This window comes from Bacillus thuringiensis (assembly GCF_022095615.2).
Lineage (GTDB): Bacteria > Bacillota > Bacilli > Bacillales > Bacillaceae_G > Bacillus_A > Bacillus_A cereus_AG.
Genome location: NZ_CP155559.1, coordinates 4254688 through 4276458, shown reverse-complemented (window position 1 = coordinate 4276458; position 21771 = coordinate 4254688). Strand labels below are relative to the sequence as shown.

Here is a 21771-nt window from a genome sequence, read left to right as displayed (position 1 = left end):
TATGCTTCCTACTAATAGAAAGCATTCAAATGGAAAGGAAGACATTACATGCGATCTGAAGTAATTATAAAAATAAAACCAAAATTTATAAAAGAAATTAAAAGTGGATACCCGCTTATTTTAAAAGATGCAATTCAAAATTTAAATGATGTCCAAGAAGAAGGGACTATTATTAAAGTAGTAGATGAAAAGAACCAATTCATTGGAAAAGGCTATTATGGAAAGCAAAATAAAGGATACGGTTGGATTTTAACGAGAAAAGAGAAAGAGCAAATTAATCAGGATTTCTTTGAAAGTAAAATCAAATCTGCTTTACATAAACGAAAACATTTTTATAAGTCAAATGATACAACGGCATTCCGTGTCCTAAATGGTGAGGGAGACGGTCTTGGCGGTTTAATTATCGATTATTATGATGGTTATTACGTAGTAAGTTGGTATAGTGAAGGGATTTATACTTTCAGAGATGAGATTATAGCAGCTCTTCAAAAAGTAGCAAACTTTAAAGGGATTTATGAGAAAAAACGTTTTGATACGAAAGGGAAATACATTGAAGGCGATGATTTCGTAGCGGGAGAGCGCGGCGAGTTCCCACTTATCGTAAAAGAAAATGGTGTGAATTTTGCGGTGTATTTAAACGACGGAGCGATGGTTGGTGTATTTTTAGATCAGCGTAACGTTCGAAAACAAATTCGTGATAAATATGCGACAGGGAGAACAGTGTTGAATATGTTCTCTTATACAGGTGCTTTTTCTGTATTTGCAGCGCTTGGCGGAGCGAGCAAAACGACGAGTGTCGACCTTGCAAATCGTAGTTTAAGCAAAACGATTGAGCAGTTTAGTGTAAATGAAGTTGATTATGAAGCGCAAGATATTATTGTAGAAGATGTCTTTCTTTACTTCAAATATGCAGCGAAGAAAAAGATGAAATTTGATATGGTTGTACTTGATCCTCCAAGCTTTGCACGATCAAAAAAATATACATTTAGTGCAGCAAAAGATTATAAAAGCTTATTAAAAGAAACAATTGCGATTACAGAAAATAACGGGATTATCGTTGCTTCTACAAACTGTAGCGCATTTGATATGAAAAAGTTTAAAGGATTTATCGATACGGCATTTAAAGAAATGAATGGCAAATATAAAATATTAGAAGAACATTCTTTACCAGAAGATTTTCGTACCATTGATCAATTCAAAGAAGGAGACTATTTAAAAGTAGTTTTCATCGAGAAAATTAAAGGGTAATAAAGAAAAGGAGCTCGAGTTTACTTGAGCTCCTTTTCTTATTGAACGATATTTTGTACTCTACCGACTTGCCCGTCCTGCAATCGTACTTTAATGCCATGTGGATGAGAAGGAGAGTTTGTTAAAATATCTTTTACAATTCCACGTGTTAATTTACCCGTGCGTTGATCTTGTTTTAATACAATATCAACTTCAAGACCGGGTGCGATATTAGACCGTTTTTGTCCGTTCATTTATACACCTGTACGTCTACGTTGGTTGTTTGTTTTCTTCGTTTGTTGGTTTTGTAATTTTTTCGTTGCTTGGCTTTGATTTGTATTATTTGAACCATTTCCATTTCCTTGCTTTTTCTTTGCAAGTTGTTCACGCATTAAATCAGCTAAGCTTACTTTTTTGTTTTCTGACATGATAAGTCTCCTTTATATAAAGTTAATTATGAACAATAGTAGTGAATTTCATCATATCATTGTTAAGGAAGGAAGGGAAGTTGGTTTGAAAATTCATATAATTCTTCACAGTGTTCATTCGTTACGATACAATTAAAATGTTAATGTTTGTAAAAAAGGGGATAGACATATGTCACATCATATTTTATTAGTTGAAGATGATATTTCAATTCAAGAGATGGTGGAAAAGTATTTAATAAAAGAAGGCTTTCAAGTAACAATTGCGTCTGATGGAGAAGAGGGCGTGAACACATATTCAAAAGGTTCATTTGATTTAATTATCCTCGACATTATGATGCCAAAGCTAGATGGCTTAGAGGTTGTGCGAATCATTCGAGAAAAAAGTGCTGTTCCGATTTTAATGATGTCGGCAAAAGATACAGATGTTGATAAAGCTGTTGGATTAGGACTTGGAGCGGATGATTACATTTGTAAGCCGTTTTCTATGATTGAATTAGCTGCACGTGTAAAGGCAGGTATTCGGAGATCTACGAAATATTCGGCTACAGAAGAAACAGAAAAGATGATTCAAATTGGTGATTTAGCAATTGATCCAATTAATTTTACAGTTGAAAAAAACGGAAAGCCACTCAAACTTACTTTAAAAGAATTTGAGATTTTAAAGCTGTTCGTAAAGAATCAAAATCGTGTATTTACAAAAGCGCAAATATATACGTTAGTTTGGAACGAAGAGTATTACGGAGATGATAACGTTATTAATGTTCATATGAGGAGATTGCGTGAGAAAATCGAAAGTGATCCATCTAATCCAGAATATATTAAAACGTTATGGGGCATCGGCTATAAGTTGGAAGTGATGTAATATGGTCAATTTGTTAATAGGTATTATTTTTATATTGTTATGTGTCATTTACATACAATATAAAATGAGAAAAAATAGTAGTAAAAATTTACGATACACATATGAAAAGTTAGAAAGTATTGTAAATGGACAAACAGGCGAGAAGTTACTCGTTATGACAGATGATCTAGAATTGCAAAAATTATTAGTGGCAATTAATCAATTATTAGATGCAAAACAGAAAACGAATGCAGATCATGCAAAAGTAGAAATTTCGATGAGAAAAATGCTTTCAAATATTTCACATGATTTAAAGACGCCACTAACAGTTATTCTTGGATATACAGAAATGTTAAATAAGGATAAAACGATAAGTAAAGAAGAACAGCAAATATTACTTGAAAAGGTGCATGTAAAAACACTAGAAGTAATGGAACTGATTCATAAGTTTTTTGATTTAGCGAAATTAGAATCTGGTGACAAGGCAATCGAGATGACAAAAGTAAATATGAATGAAGTTTGTCGTGAGAAGATTTTATCTTTTTATGATTTAGTGACGGCGAAAGGGTTTCAAGTTCATATTGATATACCAGAAAGAAATATATATGCACTTGGAAATATAGAAGTATTAGGTAGAGTATTGAATAATTTAATATCAAATGCAATTACATATGGAGACGATGGAAAGACACTTGGTGTGACGTTAAGAGATAATGAAACGAGTGTGTATATAGATGTATGGGATACAGGAAAAGGAATTGATGAATCTCATATTGATAAAGTGTTTGAGCGTATGTACACACTTGAAGATTCCAGAAATAGATTGTACCAAGGAAGCGGTTTAGGGTTAACGATTACGAAAAGGCTTGTGGAAGCGATGGATGGAAAAATACATCTTTCTAGTAAGCCGTATGAAAAAACGATTTTTACAGTTGGATTAAAAAAAATGCTGTTTTAGCTTGTAGAGAAGTAAATTCTACAAGCTTTTTTTCAGCGTAAGGAATTTGTAAGGAACGGGTAAGAAAAAAGAGATTTCCGTTGTCTATTATAGAAGTATAAGGTAGTGCGAAAGGAGACAGTGACATGACATATATATTAAAAACGAATCAGTTAACGAAAGTGTTTAAAGGGAAAGAAGTTATTTCTAGCGTTAACATGCATGTGAAAAAAGGAGAGATTTACGGTTTCTTAGGACCGAATGGTGCAGGTAAAACAACGATTATGAAAATGATCACAAATTTAATAAAACCGACGAGCGGTGATATTGAAATTTTTGGTGAAAAGTTAACGGATACATCTTATGAATTGTTAAAGCGCATGGGGACAATTATCGAATATCCAATCTTTTATGATAAATTAACGGCGAAGGAAAACTTAGAATTACATTGTGAATATATGGGTTATTACGATAAAAACGCAATTGATCATGCTTTATATTTAGTAAAACTGCACGGTATAGATGATAAAAAAGTAAAAGATTTTTCATTAGGGATGAAGCAACGACTTGGTATTGCAAGGGCGATTATGACGAAGCCAGAATTACTCATTTTAGATGAGCCAATTAACGGTTTAGATCCAATTGGTATTAAAGAATTAAGAGAATTATTTAAAATGCTCTGCAAAGAATATGGTATTACGTTATTAGTCTCTAGTCATATTTTAGGCGAGATGGAACTAATGGCAGATACAATCGGTATGATTCAAAATGGAAAACTAATAAAAGAAGTTTCAATGAAGAGTATTAACGGAAAACAAACAGAGTACATTGAAATTACTGTTCCTGATGTGAAGCGTGCAGCTTATATTTTAGAAGATAAACTCGGTATAAAAAATTACAAAATAATGAGTGGAAACATGATTCGTGTGTATGAATTGAAGGCGACGCAGCAAGCTATTTCAAAAGCACTTATTATGAACGATGTAGAAATTGAAAGTATTAATAAAAAACATAGTTCCTTAGAAGAATATTTCTTAAATGTAATGGATGGAGAGGGCATTCATGCTTAATGGATTGTTAGTGAATCTAGTAAGTGGATTGATTGTAATGTTCATAAGTGGGATTTTATATTATAGAAAACCAGAGCGGAAATGGGCGTTAATTTTACTAGTGATAGGGATATTAAGCGTAAGTACAGCTGGAATTAGAATGTTAGTAACGTAGAGATAATTATATAAGGGATGGAGGCGTGGCTTATATGTTTAAATTAATGAAACTTGAATGGAAGAAACATCAATTATCTAGTTACTGTAAAGGGGTAGCCATTTGTATTATAGCAATCTTCGTTGTAGTAAACCTTATGGGGTTGGGAGTGAAAGACGAGGTAGATGGGCTATTCTCTAACTTCACGCAACAAATGGTTTTAATAAACACTTTTATTAGGATAACATTTATTATTTTTAGTTCGGTCATTTTATCACGTTTAGTAATTGATGAGTATAAGAACAAAACGATACAACTTTTGTTTATGTATCCACTGCAAAGGAAAATGTTAATGAGGGCGAAATTAACAATTGTTTTTTGTTTTTGTTTTGTAAGCACCATTATGGCTACTTTTATTATTAGTTTGCTTGTGTATTTTGTGAGTCCAATGATGGGAATGATTGAAACACCTGCTACGATAGGCGAAATAATAGCTATCGTTCCAGCTACTTTTATAAGTGCATTTATGATATCTGGTATAAGTTTAATTCCTTTATTTTTTGGGATGAGAAAGAAATCGACACCGACAACAATTACTTCTGCAGTAATAATTGGGATGCTAATTAGTAGTAATTTTGGTTCTGGAAACGGTCAAGTAAGTATGTTTAATTTTATAGCTATCCCAATAGTGCTCTGTTTATTAGGGATTTTCATTAGTTATCTATCGTATCGTAAAATCGACAAGATTGATGTTGCGTAAAATAAGCTTAAAACAACAACGAACAGGGGTATGAATGGTGAAAAAAATAATAGTAATTGCAATTTTATTTTTGACAATTGCTAGTGTGGTTTTTGGTTTTAAGGTATTTCAGGGGAAAGATTTTAAGAAAGAAAAGTCTTTTGAGATAAATCATATAAAAGAGATAGAAGTGGACAATGAAAACTGGGATGTTGAATTTAAAAGTACAGATGCTAACAAAATAGTAATTTCGGCTCAAGGTAAACGAGTAGATAAAGAGGTAGATCCTGTCGGAATAAAACATGAAGGAAATAAAGTTGTGATTAAGCAAAAACAAAAGGTGAACAGATTTTTTAATGGTTTTACGTTTAGGAAGAAAAATAGTATATCTATAGCTATTCCGAAGAAAGAAATAGATAAAATTGTATTAAATAATAAATCGGGTGATGTGAAAATAAGCGATATAGAAGTGAAAAATATCGTGACAAAAAGTGAGTCTGGAGATGAAATGGTTGTAAGACTATCAGCGAAGAAAGGTGAATTCATATCGCAAAGTGGAGAGTTAGCTGTAAAAGATAGTTCAGTACAAGAATTAAATATAAAGTCTACGACTGGTGATAACTATATAACAAATGTAAGTAACTCAAATATGAACATCACTTCAACATCCGGTGAAGTATTACTGAAAGATATGAAAGAAGGAAAAGTGTTATTTGTAGAAACAAAATCAGGAGATATTGGCGTACGGTATAAAGGTGTTCCGACATCTTTAAAACTTACGGCTAAAAGTAATTCGTCTGACGTAATGGTGAATGTAAATGGACTTAAGAAAGATAAAAATACAGAAAAAATAAAAGCGGGGACCGTTGGTGATGCAAAAAATGAAGTGAAGATTTTAAGTAAAACAGGAGCGATTTATATCGATTAAAATGTAAATGAAAGGAGGACTATCATGCTACGTCTTATGAAGCTAGAATTGAAAAAGTTTAAGCTTGGATGGTATGTAAGGGGCGCGATTATTGCAAATATCGCTATACTGGCATTAATGATCCTTACGAGCGTCGTTGCTCAAGTAGAAGGTGATCCGGAAATAAGGGATCCGCAGATGATTTTGTTAACGGCTAGTACATTAGTAAGAGCAACATTTATTATTTTTGGTAGTGTGTTAATCGCAAGGTTAATAATTAGTGAATATAAAAACAAAACAATACTACTTATGTTTTCTTATCCTATTGATCGGAGGAAAATGATGAGTAGTAAGTTAGCCATTACAGCGATAGTAACATTTATAACAGTTATTTTATCTAACATTTTAGTTGTGGGGATTTTCTTTGGGATAGATAGCTATTTTTCGATTCTTCCTAATTCATTTACAGTAGATCAATTGACGCAAGAAGGAATAAAACTGGTTCCTTTAGCCGTTGCCACTGCGGGAATAAGTTTAATCCCATTATATTTCGGAATGCGTAAGCGTTCAGTGCCAGCTACAATTGTTTCGTCTCTTATCGTTGTATCAATTACAATGAATACCAACCCAGCGTTTTCTACAGCAACTTTTCTTCCCCTTCAACTAGCACTTGCAGTAATTGGAGTTGTGATTGCATATTACGGAATTAAAAATATAGAGAAGGAAGATGTAACTGTATAACAAGAATAAGAAAAAGAGTTGGCGTTACACCAACTCTTTTTTGTATATGTATGCTTCGTTACTACTCTGTAAATTTGGAGTGTTTGCTTAAATACGCTTGCATCCCTGGGGAAATGTTAAAGTTATTAGGACTTTTATATTCGATAGTAAACTCTCCGTCTTTACTTGTTTCAAAAGAGATTGCATAGCTATTCATTTTAGCATCGTAAGAAGTATTTTTGACTTCCGCATCTAGATTAAAGTATTTTGTAATATATTCTTTTGATTCCGTAACTGCTGTTTGTTTTCCCCAAGGGGTACCATAACTTGTGAAATAAAGAGATGCGCTGATAACTCCAATAATAGAAGTTAGTAAAATAGTTCCCATAACTATTTTTTTATTTTTTGTATTCAATTTGGTTACTCCTCTTCATAATATGTATTCATTTTAACCTATCTTTTCCATAAAACAACCATTTAATAAAAAATAGTTTCACATGAAACAAGTTACAAAAAAAGACAAGGTTTGTAAATCCCTTGTCTTTTTTTGTTGTTACATTTTAGGAGCTTCCATTCCAGCTGCAGCCCATTCTTCTTTTGCAGGACCATATACGCCAGGAACTGTTAAGCCCTTTTTTAATTAACCTTCTTCCCACTCTTCCTCATCAACCATAAGAAATAAGGTGCTCCAAGTACAGCAACGACAAGACCAGAAGGGATTTCTTTCGGGTATGCAATTGTTCGTCCAAGTAAGTCAGCAATGGCAAGAAGGATTGCTCCAAACAGTGCAGAGCAAACGAATAATCTTTGATGATTCATACCAACGACGATTCGAGCTAAGTGAGGTGCAACAAGACCTAGAAAGGCAATTGTACCGACAGCAGCGATATTTACTGATGCAAGTAGTGTCGCTAGCACAATCAGAGCAAGGCGTGTTTTATTTACTGGTTGCCCAAGTCCAGTTGCTAAATCGTCTCCAAGTACGAGAACGTCAAGTTGTTTTATTAAGAAAAAGATAATGAACACAAGAATTAGTGATGGATATAGAATGATATTTTCTAAGTGATTCCATCCTCTTGCATACGTGCTACCTGATAGCCATGTTAAAGCGGCAGCAACGTTCAAATTTGCTCTAACGATAAAGATTTGAATAATCGCTGAGCCGAGAGCTGAAATACCGATTCCTATTAAAGCGAGAGCTGTTGGGCTAAATCCTGATTTCCATGAGAAGAAGAGGACAATTCCAACTGCAAGTAGTCCGCCGATAAATGCACCAATTGGTAGGAAGAAACCAGGAAGTGCAGGAAAGACATACATAATAGTTAAAGCACCAACACCAGCTCCGGATGAGATCCCGATAATAGAAGGATCGGCGAGTGGGTTTCGTAATATACCTTGGAAAACAAGCCCACTTATTGCAAGGCATGCGCCAGCAATAGCAGCAACGAGCATTCTTGGTAAACGAAGGTTCATCATCATATTTTTATCAAATTGCGTTAATTGCCCAGATATAACATTAGTAATGCTTTCGATATAAGCGTTACTACCGATTGTAACACCAAGAGCAATCGTCACAATACAAAGTGTGATAGATATAATGATTACCTTTTTATAAGAGTAATAGCGAGAACTAGCTCCAGCTGCATTCGCACCGTTATCATTCATATATTGTTTCGACTTCATCATTCGATACACTAAGTAAATAAGCCAAGGCGATCCAATCATTGCAGTGACTGCCCCAACAGGAAGTTCTGCACCGGTTGGATCTATTAATCTACCGACAACATCTGCTCCAAGTAATAATACTGCCCCCCATAAGAAGGAAGAGAGAAGAAGAGTAAAGTGCTGACGGTAGCCAATAAGACGCATTAAATGTGGTGCAACTAAGCCGACAAATCCAATTGGTCCAACAACAGTAACAATTACTGCTGTTAAAAAGATTGCAGCAATGAAGGCGATAAGACGTGTTACCGCTGTTTTTTCGCCAAGAGAAACAGCAACATCATCACCGAGTAAGAGAATGTTGAGTTTACGAGACATAAATAGTAAAACTAGGAAAGAAATAATGATAAATGGAAAAGCAAATTGAACGCCATCCCAGTTATTTTGAATAAGAGAGCCCGCTCCCCATAAAAATAAACCAGCTGTTTCATTTTCATAGAAAAGCTGCATCGTTCCAGTAAAGGCAGAAAGCATTAATGTAACGACCATCCCAGCTAGTGCCATTCTAAGTGGGGTTCCCTTTTTTCCACCAGAAATACGGTATACAAATAAAGCAGTAATAGCACCACCGATAAATGTGAAAAGAAGTGAGTTAATGTGCAGACCTTTCGGTAAGAAAATTGTAGCCGCCACTAGAAAGAAATATGCACCGGAATGAATACCCATTGTACTGGATTCAGCAAGTGGATTTTTCGTTAACGTTTGTAAAATGACCCCAGATGCAGCAAGAGCACCTCCAGCTAAAATGGCAATTACGGCTCTAGGTAATCGAAGCATAATTAAAGTTTGATGCTCTAGTGATTGGTTCGGTGAGATAAGAGCATCAATAATCATACTAAAGGAAATGTTTGCTTGACCTTGCCCGATATGAATAAAGAAAAGGAGGAGCAAGAGAGCTGCTCCTCCTCCGAATATAAGACTTGATCGAAGTGTATGTTGTAAGCTATTCATCGTGTAATCACTTCTTCGCTGTCATTATATCTGCTACTTGTGTTGCTAAAGATTTTGCAGACTCAGGACCACCGAAAATCCAAGTGTCGCCTTTTAATTTATACATTTTGTTTTCTTTTTTGAACTTTAATTCTTCCCAAGCAGGGTTGCCTTTTAGTTGCGTGTCAAAAATGTTATCTTCGTCCGCTACAATGTAAATGAAGTTTGAATCTTGTACACTTTGTAATGATTCTACAGTTGTTTGTTTGAAACCATCGGGCTCAGATTTTCCTGCTTCAAAAGTATTTGTTAAACCTAATTTTTTTGTAACTTGTAAAGCTACAGAATTGTCAGTTAGGATACGGAATGTCGGTACGTTTTTAGCAGTAAATGCTTGTGCCATTGCGATATTTTTATCTTTTAAATCTGCTTTTTCAATTTTTGCTTTTGCATCAGCGAATGCTTTATCCATATCAGCTAACACTTTTTTACCTTCTGTTTCTTTGCCAACAGCTTTTGCAATTTGTTTAAATGTTTCTGTCATCTCAGCAAAGTGATCGTTATTGCTTGTTGATGGATCGAACATAACCGTAGGAGCGATTTGCTCTAATTCGTTTTTAATTGCTTTACCGCGGAATGAAGCTGTGATAATTAAATCTGGTTTTAGACGGCTAATTTCTTCTAAGTTTGGTTGTTGACGTGTCCCTACGTCTACAACATCTTTACCTGGTTTTGTTGCTGTATTTACCCATTTATTATAATTCTTAATGTCTGCCATCCCTACTGGCTGAACACCAAGCGCTAATAAGTCTTCTGAATATACCCACTCAAGTACAACAACTTTTTTCGCTGGTTTATCTAACTTTGTTTCCCCTTCAGCGTGTTTAATTGTTATAGCTTGTTTCTTATCGCCTGTTTTTGTTTCTTTTTTCTCCTCTTTTTGCTGTCCGCATCCAACAGCGAATAGAAGAACAACTATAAAAATACTAAGGATTTTTTTCATTTCCTGCCCCCAAATAAATTATTTTGTTTGCGATTGAAAATCATTATCAATTACAACACCCAAATCATACTATGAGGATATTTTTAATGTCAATATTTTTTTAAAATTTTGACGAAAAATAACTAAATATGCGGATTTTTATATATTGTAGTCGTTATTTATCCCGCTATTCGCCGGGCAGTAAGACTCCCATCTCAAAATTCGGCTGTAGAAAAGAAGTTAGGTGGGAGTCGTGCTGCCCGTAAACGCCCGATTGATTTAACTAATAATCAGTGGAGATGGGGCGAAAGTACAAGCGAAAAGAGAGCGAATCGCATGTAATAATTACTAGAATGTATGGAAAAAATCTGTGTTTATCCCGACTAGGTAAAGTATTTCTTTGTTACTTAGATAGGTGTTTTCTAACTCGGTGATTGTACTTAAAAGATTGAATGTAAAGGACGTGATCAACATGTCTTCATGGAGCAATAATATAAATGGATATTGTGGGTGTAATAATCAAAATGGTGTACATGTTGATTCATGCTGTTTTAGTTGTGATGGGACAGTTCCTAAGCTGGGCCCAACAGGTCCAACAGGAGCAACGGGAATAACAGGCCCAACAGGTCCAACAGGAGCGACGGGAGTAACGGGAGCAACAGGTCCAACAGGAGCGACGGGAATAACGGGCCCAACAGGTGCAACGGGAGCAACGGGTCCAACGGGAATAACAGGTGCAACGGGAGCAACAGGTCCAACAGGTCCAACGGGAATAACAGGTCCAACAGGAGCGACGGGAATAACGGGCCCAACAGGTCCAACAGGAGCGACGGGAATAACGGGTCCAACGGGTCCAACAGGAGCGACGGGAATAACGGGTCCAACGGGTCCAACAGGAGCGACGGGAGTAACAGGTCCAACAGGAGCGACGGGAATAACGGGTCCAACCGGTCCAACGGGAGCGACGGGAGTAACGGGCCCAACAGGTCCAACGGGGGCGACGGGAGTAACAGGTCCAACAGGATCGACAGGAGCAACGGGAGCAACAGGCCCAACAGGACCAACGGGAGCGACGGGAGCGACGGGAGCAACAGGAGCGACGGGAATAACAGGTCCGACGGGTCCAACAGGAGCGACGGGAATAACAGGCCCAACAGGTCCAACAGGGGCGACGGGAGCAACAGGTCCAACGGGTCCAACGGGAGCGACGGGAGTAACAGGTCCAACAGGAGCGACGGGAGTAACAGGCCTAACAGGACCAACGGGATCGACGGGAGCAACAGGTCCAACAGGATCGACAGGAGCAACGGGAGCAACAGGCCCAACAGGAGCGACGGGAATAACAGGCCCAACAGGTCCAACAGGATCGACGGGAGCAACAGGTCCAACGGGTCCAACAGGATCGACGGGAGTAACAGGCCTAACAGGTGCAACGGGAGCGACGGGAGCAACAGGAGTAACAGGTCCAACGGGAGCAACTGGAATAACAGGCCCAACAGGAGCGACAGGAGTAACGGGTTCAACAGGAGCAACGGGAGTAACAGGTACGAGTATCACGGCGACGTATGCATTTGCAAATAATACGTCGGGAACAGCGATATCGGTACTTCTTGGTGGAACGAATGTCCCGCTTCCAAATAATCAAAACATCGGTCCAGGAATTACTGTTTCTGGTGGAAACACAGTATTTACGGTTGCAAATGCTGGGAATTATTACATTTCATATACGATTAATATAACGGCTTCATTATTAGTCAGTTCACGGATTACAATTAATGGATCACCACTTGCTGGGACGATCAATGCTCCTGCGTTAGCAACTACATCATTTAGCGCAACAATCATTACAACTCTTGCAGCGGGAGATGCTATTAGTTTGCAACTATTTGGTTTGTTAGCTGTTGCCACATTATCAACAACTACACCAGGAGCTGTGTTAACGATAATAAGATTAAGCTAAATAATAACTCTCTTATTCTTTTATAGATTAGGAGAGTTTATACATATAATAAGAAGTTAATGGAGTGAAGCATAGTTATATAAAAGTCAGAATATTATGATTGTAACGTTATGGCGACTATAATATAATGAAAACAACCATCATGAATGAACATTCATTTATTTTTTATGTATTTGAAGGGGGAATGAAGGTGGAAAAACCATGGTTGAAAAGTTATCCAGAAGAAATTCCAAGTACGATTTCTTATGATATTCATCCGCTTCATGGATATGTGGAACAGGTGGCTTCTCGCTATCCAGAAAAGAAAGCGCTTCACTTTTTAGGGAAGGATATTACATTTTCAGACTTCCACGATAAGGTGAAGAGGTTTGCGAATTATCTTCAAAAGCTCGGTGTGGAAAAGGGTGATCGAGTTGCTATTATGTTGCCGAACTGTCCGCAATCTGTAATTGGTTATTATGGTACATTACTTGCGGGAGGTATCGTAGTACAAACAAATCCACTATATACAGAAAGAGAATTAGAATACCAGCTTCATGACTCGGGAGCCAAAGTAATTCTTTGTCTCGATTTAGTGTTTCCAAGAGTAACGAATGTTCAATCTGCTACAAAAATTGAACATATTATTGTAACTCGGATTGCGGACTTTTTACCCTTCCCTAAAAATTTACTTTATCCATTTGTACAAAAAAAGCAGGCAAATCTTGTCGTGAATGTGTCGGAAAGCGAAACGATTCATCTATGGAAATCAGTAGAACGAGAAAGTAATGTTAATGTTGAAGTTCCTTGTGATCCTGAAAATGATCTAGCTCTTTTGCAGTATACAGGGGGAACAACGGGATTTCCAAAAGGGGTTATGTTGACGCATAAAAACCTTGTTTCGAACACTTTGATGGGAGCTCATTGGCTATATAATTGTAAAGAAGGAGAAGAAGTAATTCTTGGTGTTCTTCCGTTCTTTCATGTGTATGGGATGACAGCTGTAATGAATTTAAGTATTATGCAAGGATATAAAATGGTGCTGATTCCGAAGTTTGATATGAAAATGGTTTTTGAAGCAATAAAAAAACATAAAGTCACACTATTTCCAGGGGCACCAACCATTTATATTGCTCTATTAAATAGTCCCCTCTTAAAAGAATATGATATTTCTTCTATCGAGGCTTGTATTAGTGGATCTGCCCCGCTTCCTGTAGAAGTACAGGAAGAATTTGAGAGAGTTACAGGTGGAAAATTGGTAGAAGGTTATGGATTAACCGAGTCGTCACCAGTTACACATGGGAATTTTTTGTGGGAAAAACGCGTGCCAGGAAGTATTGGTGTGCCGTGGCCAGACACAGAGGCAAACATTATGTCACTTGAAACTGGAGAGGCTTTACCACCGGGTGAAATTGGTGAAATTGTTGTAAAGGGTCCTCAAATTATGAAAGGGTATTGGAATAAGCCAGAAGAAACAGCAGCTGTATTACAAGACGGATGGCTCCATACAGGGGATGTTGGTTACATGGATGAAGATGGATTTTTCTATGTGAAAGACCGTAAGAAAGATATGATTGTTGCGAGTGGATTTAATGTGTATCCTCGTGAAGTAGAAGAAGTGTTATATGAGCATGAAAAAGTGCAAGAAGTAGTGACGATTGGAATTCCCGATCCGTACCGAGGAGAAACAGTTAAAGCATTTGTTGTATTAAAAGAAGGTATGGAGTGTTCTGAGGAAGAATTAAACCAGTTTGCGCGTAAATATTTAGCGGCTTATAAAGTGCCGAAAGTATATGAGTTTAGAGATGAACTGCCGAAAACGACAGTCGGAAAAATTTTACGTCGTGTCCTAATAGATGAAGAGAAAAGAAAGAATGAGGATGAGCAAACGGGCTAAGGCCCTTTCTTTTTGAAAAAATAGGATTGACACTTTTCTAAATAGTCAGTATTATAAGAATATGAATGACTATTCATTCAGTCATCTTCTTGAAGGGGACAGTAAAGTGAAGAAAAATAGACCGAAATACAATCAAATTATTGATGCGGCAGTCATTGTGATTGCGGAAAATGGGTACCACCAAGCGCAAGTTTCTAAAATAGCAAAGCAAGCTGGGGTAGCTGATGGCACGATTTACTTATATTTTAAAAATAAAGAAGATATATTAATATCCTTATTCCAAGAGAAGATGGGAGAATTTGTCGAAACAATTCGTCAAAAAACAGCAGGAATTGAAAGCGCTGTATCGAAATTGTTCATGTTGGTAGAAACGCACTTCTTGCTGTTGTCACAAAATGATCCTCTTGCTATCGTTACGCAATTAGAGCTAAGACAGTCCAATCAAGACTTACGCCTGAAAATAAATGAAGTATTAAAAGGCTACTTACAAGTTATGGATGAGATTGTAGAGACTGGTATAAAGCAAGGTGAATTCCAAGCGGATTTAAATGTTCGCGTGGCAAGACAAATGATCTTTGGAACAGTAGATGAAGTTGTAACCAATTGGGTAATGAGCGATCATAAGTATGATCTGGTCGCACTTTCAAAAACGGTACATGGGCTACTTATTGCAGCTTGTGGTTATCGTCAATAATGGGAGGGATCATGTTGAAATTCCTATCTGTAAGAGTTGAAGATCATATCGCGGTGGCGACGTTAAATCATGCGCCGGCAAACGCGATGTCTTCACAAGTTATGCATGACGTTACTGAATTAATTGATCAAGTGGAGAAGGATGATAACATTCGTGTTGTTGTTATTCACGGTGAAGGGCGCTTTTTCTCGGCGGGAGCAGATATTAAAGAATTTACATCTGTTACTGAAGCGAAGCAAGCGACAGAATTAGCGCAGCTTGGACAAGTTACGTTTGAGCGTGTTGAAAAATGTTCAAAACCAGTTATCGCGGCAATTCATGGAGCGGCACTTGGCGGCGGCCTTGAGTTTGCTATGTCTTGCCACATGCGCTTTGCAACTGAAAGTGCAAAACTTGGTTTACCTGAATTAACACTTGGATTAATTCCTGGATTTGCAGGTACACAGCGATTACCACGTTATGTTGGGAAAGCGAAAGCTTGTGAAATGATGTTAACAAGTACACCGATTACTGGTGCCGAAGCATTAAAATGGGGACTTGTTAACGGAGTTTTTGCTGAAGAAACATTTTTAGATGATACGCTTAAAGTTGCAAAACAGATTGCTGGAAAAAGCCCAGCGACGACTCGTGCTGTACTAGAGTTATTGCAAACGACGAAATCGTCTCATTATTATGAAGGTGTACAACGCGAAGCTCAAATCTTTGGTGAAGTATTTACGGGTGAAGATGGAAGAGAAGGTGTAGCAGCGTTTTTAGAAAAGCGTAAACCTTCATTTAGTGGCAGGTAGTTCAATTATTTTTTTAATATAAATTAACAGAAAATTAAAATTGATAGAATCTTTCTGAAAAACAAGGGGGTAAATGGAATGAACATCTACGTACTCATGAAACGAACATTTGATACAGAAGAAAAAATCGTAATTAAAAACGGTGCAATTTACGATGGCGAAGCAGAATTCATCATCAACCCTTACGACGAATATGCGATTGAAGAAGCAATTCAAGTAAGAGACGCACAAGGTGGAGAAGTTACTGTCATAACAGTCGGTGGCGAAGATAGTGAGAAAGAACTTCGTACGGCATTAGCGATGGGCTGCGATAAAGCGGTATTAATTAATATTGAAGATGATGTGGAAAATGGTGACCAGTTCACGACAGCAAAAGTACTTGCTGAATATTTAAAGGATAAAGATGCAGATTTAATTTTAGGCGGGAACGTTGCAATTGATGGTGCATCTGGACAAGTTGGTCCACGTGTAGCAGAAGCGTTAAATATTCCGTACGTAACGACAATTACAAAACTTGAAATTGACGGTACAAACGTGAAGATTGAGCGTGATGTTGAAGGTGATACGGAAGTGATTGAAACTTCATTACCAGTTCTAGTAACAGCACAACAAGGTTTAAATGAACCGCGTTATCCATCGCTTCCAGGTATTATGAAAGCGAAGAAAAAACCACTAGAAGAAATAGAATTAGATGATTTAGATTTGGAAGAAGATGATGTGGAAGCAAAGACAAAAACAATTGAAATCTATTTGCCTCCTAAGAAAGATGCAGGAAAAGTGTTACAAGGCGAGCTGCAAGATCAAGTAAAAGAACTTGTATCGTTGCTCCATACAGAAGCGAAAGTAATCTAATAAAATACGAAATTATATATGCAGGAGGGAAAATCTATGGCTCGTAAAGTATTGGTAATGGGTGAAGTTCGTGATGGATCGCTACGTAACGTTTCGTTTGAAGCGGTAGCAGCAGCAAAAACAATTGCAGAAGGCGGTGAGGTAGTAGGTCTTCTAGTTGGAGACAGCGTTGCCTCTTTTGCAAATGAATTGATTCATTACGGTGCAGATCGCGTTGTGACAGTTGAAAATGATAAATTAAAATCATATACATCTGATGGGTATGCACAAGCATTTTTAGCTGTATATGCTGAAGAAAATCCAGAGGGTATTGTATTTGGACATACAGCACTTGGTAAAGATTTATCACCAAAATTAGCAGCGAAGCTTGAAGCTGGTCTAGTTTCTGACGTGACTGCTTTAGAAGTTGAAGGTGGAAATGTTATCTTTACTCGTCCAATTTACTCTGGTAAAGCGTTTGAGAAGAAGATTGTAACAGACGGTATCTTATTTGCGACAGTGCGTCCAAATAACATTGCAATGCTTGAAAAAGATGAGTCTCGCAGTGGTGACGTATCTTCTATTACAGTAGATGTGAAAGACCTACGTACAATTATTCAAAATGTCGTCCGTAAGACGGCAGAAGGTGTTGACCTTTCTGAAGCAAAAGTTATTATCGCTGGCGGACGCGGTGTGAAGAGTGAAGAAGGATTCAAGCCATTAAAAGAGTTAGCTGACGTATTGGGCGGCGCTGTTGGAGCATCTCGTGGTGCTTGTGACGCTGAGTATTGCGATTACTCATTACAAATTGGTCAAACTGGTAAAGTTGTTACGCCAGACTTATACATTGCATGCGGTATTTCTGGTGCGATTCAGCATTTAGCTGGTATGTCTAACTCAAAAATAATCGTTGCGATTAATAAAGACCCAGAAGCAAGTATCTTCAAAGTAGCTGACTATGGTATTGTTGGCGATTTATTTGAAGTCTTACCTCTTTTAACAGAAGAGTTTAAAAAGTTAAAAGTACATTCATGATTTGAGTACCCTTGAGTTCCAAGTGAAGTACCCCTATATATAGAAAAAGGTGAGAGATCCCCTGTCTCTCATCTTTTTAGTATGTAATCCGTATTTTTATATAGTATAAAGGAACAATTTTTTGTTACAATACATAACGATACATATTATTCGCCACGTATATAAGTTAATGATATACTCTTGGTAGAATATACTTGAAGGAGGAAATAAAATGGCAATTGTAAACGCAAATGACCAAAGCTTCGCAGCTGAAACTAGCGAAGGTGTTGTATTATTAGATTTCTGGGCACCTTGGTGTGGACCTTGTAAAATGATCGCTCCTGTATTAGAGGAAATTGATGCAGAACTAGGCGAAAAAGTAAAAGTAGTAAAAGTAGACGTGGATGAAAACCAAGAAACTGCTCGTCAATTCGAAGTAATGAGTATTCCAGCTCTATTCGTATTAAAAGACGGTAAAGTAGTTGATCAAGCGTTAGGTTACAAACCGAAAGAAGCGTTAGTAGAATTAGTTTCTAAACACTTCTAAAATAAAGGGCTACCAGTTGGTAGCTTTTTTTATTTTCCTTTTTTACACCTTTCCGTTACAATGAAAGAACGTATGTTGGGTGTTTTGGCATAGTATGTTTTCATGTGAAAATAAAAATGCTAAGCATGTAGAAATGGAGGGTAACGAGTGCACGAACATTTAAAAGAGAAGCTGGCTATTTTACCAGATCAACCTGGTTGTTATTTAATGAAAGATAAGCAAGGAACGGTTATATATGTCGGAAAGGCAAAAGTGCTTAAAAATCGTGTGCGCTCGTACTTTACTGGTTCGCATGATGGGAAAACACTGCGGCTTGTAGGAGAAATTGTAGATTTTGAATATATTGTAACTTCCTCAAATCTAGAGGCTCTCATTTTAGAGTTAAACTTAATAAAAAAACATGATCCAAAATATAATATTCAATTAAAAGATGATAAAACATATCCTTTTATTAAAATTACAGCTGAGAAACAGCCGCGATTACTTATTACGCGAAATGTAAAAAAGGATAAGGGAAAGTATTTTGGCCCGTATCCAAATGCACAATCAGCTCATGAAACGAAAAAACTGCTAGATCGTATGTATCCGCTTCGTAAGTGCTCAAATATGCCCGATAAAGTTTGTTTATATTATCATATGGGTCAATGTTTAGCGCCTTGTGTGAAAGAAGTGACGGAAGAACAAAACAAAGAAATTGTAGATGAGATTATTAAGTTTCTAAATGGTGGACATAAAGAAGTTCGTTCAGAATTAGAAACAAAGATGTACGAAGCTTCAGAGAAACTAGAATTTGAACGTGCAAAAGAGTTACGTGATCAAATTGCTCATATCGATGCGATTATGGAAAAACAAAAGATGATTATGAGTGACTTAGTGGATCGTGATGTGTTTGGGTATGCAGTTGATAAAGGATGGATGTGTGTTCAAGTTTTCTTCGTTCGAAAAGGAAAGCTAATTGAACGTGATGTTTCTATGTTTCCAATTTACGATGAACCAGAAGAAGGATTTTTAACGTTTATCGGTCAATTTTATGAGAACAGCAGTCATTTTAAGCCGAAGGAAATTGTCGTTCCAGGAAGTATAGACTCAGAGTTAGTAGAGCGCTTTTTAGAAGTGGAAGCGACACAGCCGAAACGTGGTAAGAAAAAAGATCTTGTAGAATTAGCAAATAAAAATGCGAAGATTGCTCTTGAAGAGAAATTCTACTTAATTGAACGTGATGAAGAGCGAACGATTAAAGCGGTAGATCATTTAGGGAAGCAACTTGGGATTGAAACACCTTATCGTATTGAGGCGTTTGATAACTCAAATATTCAAGGGACAAATCCTGTTTCTGCAATGATTGCTTTTATCGATGGGAAACCAGCTAAGAAAGAATATAGGAAATATAAAATTAAAACGGTTCAAGGACCGGATGATTATGAGTCTATGAGAGAAGTTGTGAGACGCCGTTATACAAGGGCACTGAAAGAGAGTTTGCCTTTACCAGATTTAATCATTATTGATGGTGGAAAAGGTCATCTGGCAGCTGTAAGTGATGTTCTAGAAAATGAGCTCGGTTTATATATTCCGATGGCAGGTCTTGTAAAAGATGACAAACATAAAACCTCCCATTTAATTATTGGGGACCCACCTGAACCTGTGATGCTTGAGCGAAATAGCCAAGAATTTTATTTATTGCAGCGCATTCAAGATGAAGTGCATCGATTTGCGATTACATTTCATCGCCAATTACACGGAAAATCTGTTATTCAATCAGCACTGGATGATATTCCAGGAATCGGTGATAAACGGAAAAAGGTATTGTTAAAACATTTTGGTTCATTAAAGAAGATGAAAGAAGCTTCTTTAGCTGAATTTGTCGAGGCAGGTATGCCGAAAAATGTCGCAGAGACGATTTATACTTATTTAGCGGATAAGAAGACGTTGTAGTTTACAACGTCTTCTGTTTTTTGGTATAATTTCTGAAGATTTAAAATAAACCTAACTGAATGAAAATACAAAAAAGTCAACTAAACTTATATGTCTAGTTGACTGTGGGTAATGCTACACTTCAATGAGATCTTTTATATCCCATTTCACAAGAAATGTAATAGAGTCTGAACGTTTTTTCTTTTCTTCATAGGACTCTGCAACGACATTTCGTTGCTTTTGAATTTGTTCAGCGATGAATCCAGCTTCTAATTGATAAGAAGAATGTCTGTTTTGTTTTTGACGTTCAGCGATGAGTGTGCCTTTAAGTTGGAACTGCATTTCACGACGCTTATGTTCAATAATGCTTAAAGTGCCCCAGCCAGCTTTTTCAAAGAACTGAATGACTTCTTCAATCGTTTCTAGTGGATATTTTCTTGCAAGGTTTCTACCAGACCAGTATAAAATACCATCTAAATCGTTACCGATTAAATCAGGTAGTAATTCTTCACGTAGCAATTCATAAGCGAAGGCGTTCAATGAAACATCTTCTAAAGATGTTGTATCGATTGTATTTTTACTCACAATATTCCCCTCTTTCTATAGGGATTATTATATAACATTTTTCATTTATAAAAACAGATTTTTCTTTGGGGAAATCTGAATATATAAGAAGGGAAAAAGAATTGGCAAATTATATGCAAATTATGTATACGTTTTCTTGACGCTTCGACAAAAATAGGGGTAAAATGAACTTGTTATCAAATTATGCTGAAATATTTCGAATAATTTTTTCAGTTTTTCTTATGCCAATAGTGAAAAAACATTATTGTTGTAAATTAATCTGAAAACAGCAGTCAAACATTCAAGGGGGTAATGGGGACATGAAAGGCCGCGAGTATACGTTTCGTAAGTGGCACTCATTAATGGGGGTCATCCCGGTTGGTGTCTTTTTGACGCAACATCTAATTGTAAACAACTTTGCAACAAGAGGAGCAGAGGCTTTTAACAAAGCTGCAGGCTTTATGGAGCTCCTTCCATTCCGGTATGCGCTAGAAATTTTCATCATCTTTTTACCGATACTGTACCATGCTATATATGGCTTATATATTGCATTTACAGCTAAGAACAATGCGGTTTCTTACGGTTATTTCCGTAACTGGATGTTCGTCTTCCAACGAATTTCAGGTATCGTTACGCTGATTTTCATTTCTTGGCATGTCTGGGAAACTCGTATTCAAGCAATGTTAGGTAAAGAGGTAAACTATGATATGATGGCAGATATTTTAAACAATCCAGCTATGTTTGCATTCTACTTAGTCGGTGTTGTTTCAACGATTTTCCACTTTGCAAATGGACTATGGACATTCTGCATAAGCTGGGGAATTACAGTATCTCCACGTTCACAAAGAATCTCTACTTATGTAACATTAGCTATTTTCTTAGGTCTATCTTATGTAGGTGTGAGTGCATTATTAGCGTTCATCGATCCACAGCTAGCAAACCAGTAAGGA

Annotated in this window: 23 protein-coding genes and 1 pseudogene; 17 read left to right on the top strand and 7 right to left on the bottom strand. The window is 36.9% G+C overall.

The window, feature by feature from the left end; genetic code table 11:
- Positions 1 to 48: 48 nt before the first annotated feature.
- On the top strand, positions 49 to 1248 hold the full coding sequence (locus KZZ19_RS22140; RefSeq protein WP_237981667.1) for a class I SAM-dependent rRNA methyltransferase: 1200 nt from the start codon (positions 49 to 51) through the stop codon (positions 1246 to 1248).
- A 38-nt stretch (positions 1249 to 1286) separates the two neighbouring features.
- Here the strand turns inward: KZZ19_RS22140 and KZZ19_RS22135 are convergent, their stop codons facing one another.
- The gene (locus tag KZZ19_RS22135) at positions 1287 to 1481 is read right to left on the bottom strand and encodes a YwbE family protein (RefSeq protein WP_001014310.1); all 195 of its coding nucleotides are present in this window, start codon (positions 1479 to 1481) and stop codon (positions 1287 to 1289) included.
- Positions 1482 to 1655: a hypothetical protein gene (locus KZZ19_RS22130; RefSeq protein ID WP_001293584.1), complete on the bottom strand. Its 174-nt coding sequence runs from the start codon at positions 1653 to 1655 to the stop codon at positions 1482 to 1484.
- A 169-nt stretch (positions 1656 to 1824) separates the two neighbouring features.
- On the opposite strand from KZZ19_RS22130, the gene KZZ19_RS22125 reads away from it, so the two are divergent.
- The 7 genes from KZZ19_RS22125 to KZZ19_RS22095 all read left to right on the top strand — a co-directional run bounded on the left by KZZ19_RS22125 (position 1825) and on the right by KZZ19_RS22095 (position 7023).
- Complete coding sequence (locus KZZ19_RS22125) at positions 1825 to 2517, top strand: response regulator transcription factor (protein ID WP_237981666.1); 693 nt, start codon at positions 1825 to 1827, stop codon at positions 2515 to 2517.
- Position 2518: 1 nt separating this feature from the next.
- A complete protein-coding gene (locus tag KZZ19_RS22120; protein WP_237981665.1) occupies positions 2519 to 3454 on the top strand; it encodes a HAMP domain-containing histidine kinase in 936 nt (311 codons plus the stop codon).
- Positions 3455 to 3579: 125 nt separating this feature from the next.
- Positions 3580 to 4503: an ABC transporter ATP-binding protein gene (locus KZZ19_RS22115; RefSeq protein ID WP_237981664.1), complete on the top strand. Its 924-nt coding sequence runs from the start codon at positions 3580 to 3582 to the stop codon at positions 4501 to 4503.
- Positions 4496 to 4657, top strand: coding sequence for a hypothetical protein (locus KZZ19_RS22110; RefSeq protein WP_237981663.1), 162 nt, complete (start codon positions 4496 to 4498; stop codon positions 4655 to 4657). Before KZZ19_RS22115 ends, KZZ19_RS22110 begins: the two co-directional genes overlap by 8 nt.
- A 34-nt stretch (positions 4658 to 4691) precedes the next feature.
- Complete coding sequence (locus tag KZZ19_RS22105) at positions 4692 to 5396, top strand: ABC transporter permease (RefSeq protein ID WP_088097917.1); 705 nt, start codon at positions 4692 to 4694, stop codon at positions 5394 to 5396.
- A 34-nt stretch (positions 5397 to 5430) separates the two neighbouring features.
- Positions 5431 to 6303, top strand: coding sequence for a DUF4097 family beta strand repeat-containing protein (locus KZZ19_RS22100; RefSeq protein WP_237981662.1), 873 nt, complete (start codon positions 5431 to 5433; stop codon positions 6301 to 6303).
- A 24-nt stretch (positions 6304 to 6327) separates the two neighbouring features.
- Positions 6328 to 7023: an ABC transporter permease gene (locus KZZ19_RS22095; RefSeq protein ID WP_088097916.1), complete on the top strand. Its 696-nt coding sequence runs from the start codon at positions 6328 to 6330 to the stop codon at positions 7021 to 7023.
- A 61-nt stretch (positions 7024 to 7084) separates the two neighbouring features.
- Here the strand turns inward: KZZ19_RS22095 and KZZ19_RS22090 are convergent, their stop codons facing one another.
- The 4 genes and pseudogenes from KZZ19_RS22090 to KZZ19_RS22075 form a co-directional block, all read right to left on the bottom strand.
- On the bottom strand, positions 7085 to 7417 hold the full coding sequence (locus KZZ19_RS22090) for a spore coat protein C (protein WP_237981661.1): 333 nt from the start codon (positions 7415 to 7417) through the stop codon (positions 7085 to 7087).
- 138 nt (positions 7418 to 7555) lie between these two features.
- Positions 7556 to 7633 (bottom strand): annotated as a pseudogene (locus KZZ19_RS22085) (DinB family protein); the annotation flags it as partial.
- 5 nt (positions 7634 to 7638) lie between these two features.
- Positions 7639 to 9675, bottom strand: coding sequence for a Fe(3+)-hydroxamate ABC transporter permease FhuB (gene fhuB, locus KZZ19_RS22080; protein ID WP_237981660.1), 2037 nt, complete (start codon positions 9673 to 9675; stop codon positions 7639 to 7641).
- Between the two features lie 7 nt (positions 9676 to 9682).
- Positions 9683 to 10657, bottom strand: a complete 975-nt coding sequence (locus KZZ19_RS22075; RefSeq protein ID WP_237981659.1) for an ABC transporter substrate-binding protein — start codon at positions 10655 to 10657, stop codon at positions 9683 to 9685.
- A 451-nt stretch (positions 10658 to 11108) separates the two neighbouring features.
- Between KZZ19_RS22075 and KZZ19_RS22070 the strand changes: the two genes are divergently transcribed.
- The 8 genes from KZZ19_RS22070 (at position 11109) to uvrC (ending at position 20278) form a co-directional block, all read left to right on the top strand.
- Positions 11109 to 12596: a BclA C-terminal domain-containing protein gene (locus tag KZZ19_RS22070; protein WP_237981658.1), complete on the top strand. Its 1488-nt coding sequence runs from the start codon at positions 11109 to 11111 to the stop codon at positions 12594 to 12596.
- Between the two features lie 190 nt (positions 12597 to 12786).
- Positions 12787 to 14472, top strand: a complete 1686-nt coding sequence (locus KZZ19_RS22065; protein ID WP_237981657.1) for a long-chain-fatty-acid--CoA ligase — start codon at positions 12787 to 12789, stop codon at positions 14470 to 14472.
- A gap of 106 nt (positions 14473 to 14578) precedes the next feature.
- A complete protein-coding gene (locus KZZ19_RS22060; RefSeq protein WP_432442718.1) occupies positions 14579 to 15166 on the top strand; it encodes a TetR/AcrR family transcriptional regulator in 588 nt (195 codons plus the stop codon).
- A gap of 11 nt (positions 15167 to 15177) precedes the next feature.
- Positions 15178 to 15954, top strand: coding sequence for an enoyl-CoA hydratase (locus KZZ19_RS22055; protein ID WP_000911294.1), 777 nt, complete (start codon positions 15178 to 15180; stop codon positions 15952 to 15954).
- A 78-nt stretch (positions 15955 to 16032) separates the two neighbouring features.
- Entirely contained in the window at positions 16033 to 16806 is a 774-nt protein-coding gene (gene etfB / locus KZZ19_RS22050; protein ID WP_237981655.1) for an electron transfer flavoprotein subunit beta/FixA family protein, read from the top strand.
- Positions 16807 to 16842: 36 nt separating this feature from the next.
- Positions 16843 to 17820: an electron transfer flavoprotein subunit alpha gene (gene etfA / locus KZZ19_RS22045; protein ID WP_237981654.1), complete on the top strand. Its 978-nt coding sequence runs from the start codon at positions 16843 to 16845 to the stop codon at positions 17818 to 17820.
- 211 nt (positions 17821 to 18031) lie between these two features.
- The gene (trxA, locus tag KZZ19_RS22040) at positions 18032 to 18346 is read left to right on the top strand and encodes a thioredoxin (protein ID WP_001018943.1); all 315 of its coding nucleotides are present in this window, start codon (positions 18032 to 18034) and stop codon (positions 18344 to 18346) included.
- A 147-nt stretch (positions 18347 to 18493) separates the two neighbouring features.
- A complete protein-coding gene (gene uvrC / locus KZZ19_RS22035; protein WP_088097913.1) occupies positions 18494 to 20278 on the top strand; it encodes an excinuclease ABC subunit C in 1785 nt (594 codons plus the stop codon).
- A gap of 114 nt (positions 20279 to 20392) precedes the next feature.
- On the opposite strand, the gene KZZ19_RS22030 is transcribed toward uvrC, so the two are convergent.
- Positions 20393 to 20842, bottom strand: coding sequence for a YslB family protein (locus tag KZZ19_RS22030; protein WP_000042225.1), 450 nt, complete (start codon positions 20840 to 20842; stop codon positions 20393 to 20395).
- A gap of 299 nt (positions 20843 to 21141) precedes the next feature.
- Here KZZ19_RS22030 and sdhC point away from each other — a divergent pair, with 299 nt between their 5' ends.
- The gene (gene sdhC / locus KZZ19_RS22025) at positions 21142 to 21768 is read left to right on the top strand and encodes a succinate dehydrogenase cytochrome B558 (RefSeq protein ID WP_000678354.1); all 627 of its coding nucleotides are present in this window, start codon (positions 21142 to 21144) and stop codon (positions 21766 to 21768) included.
- Positions 21769 to 21771: the final 3 nt, after the last annotated feature.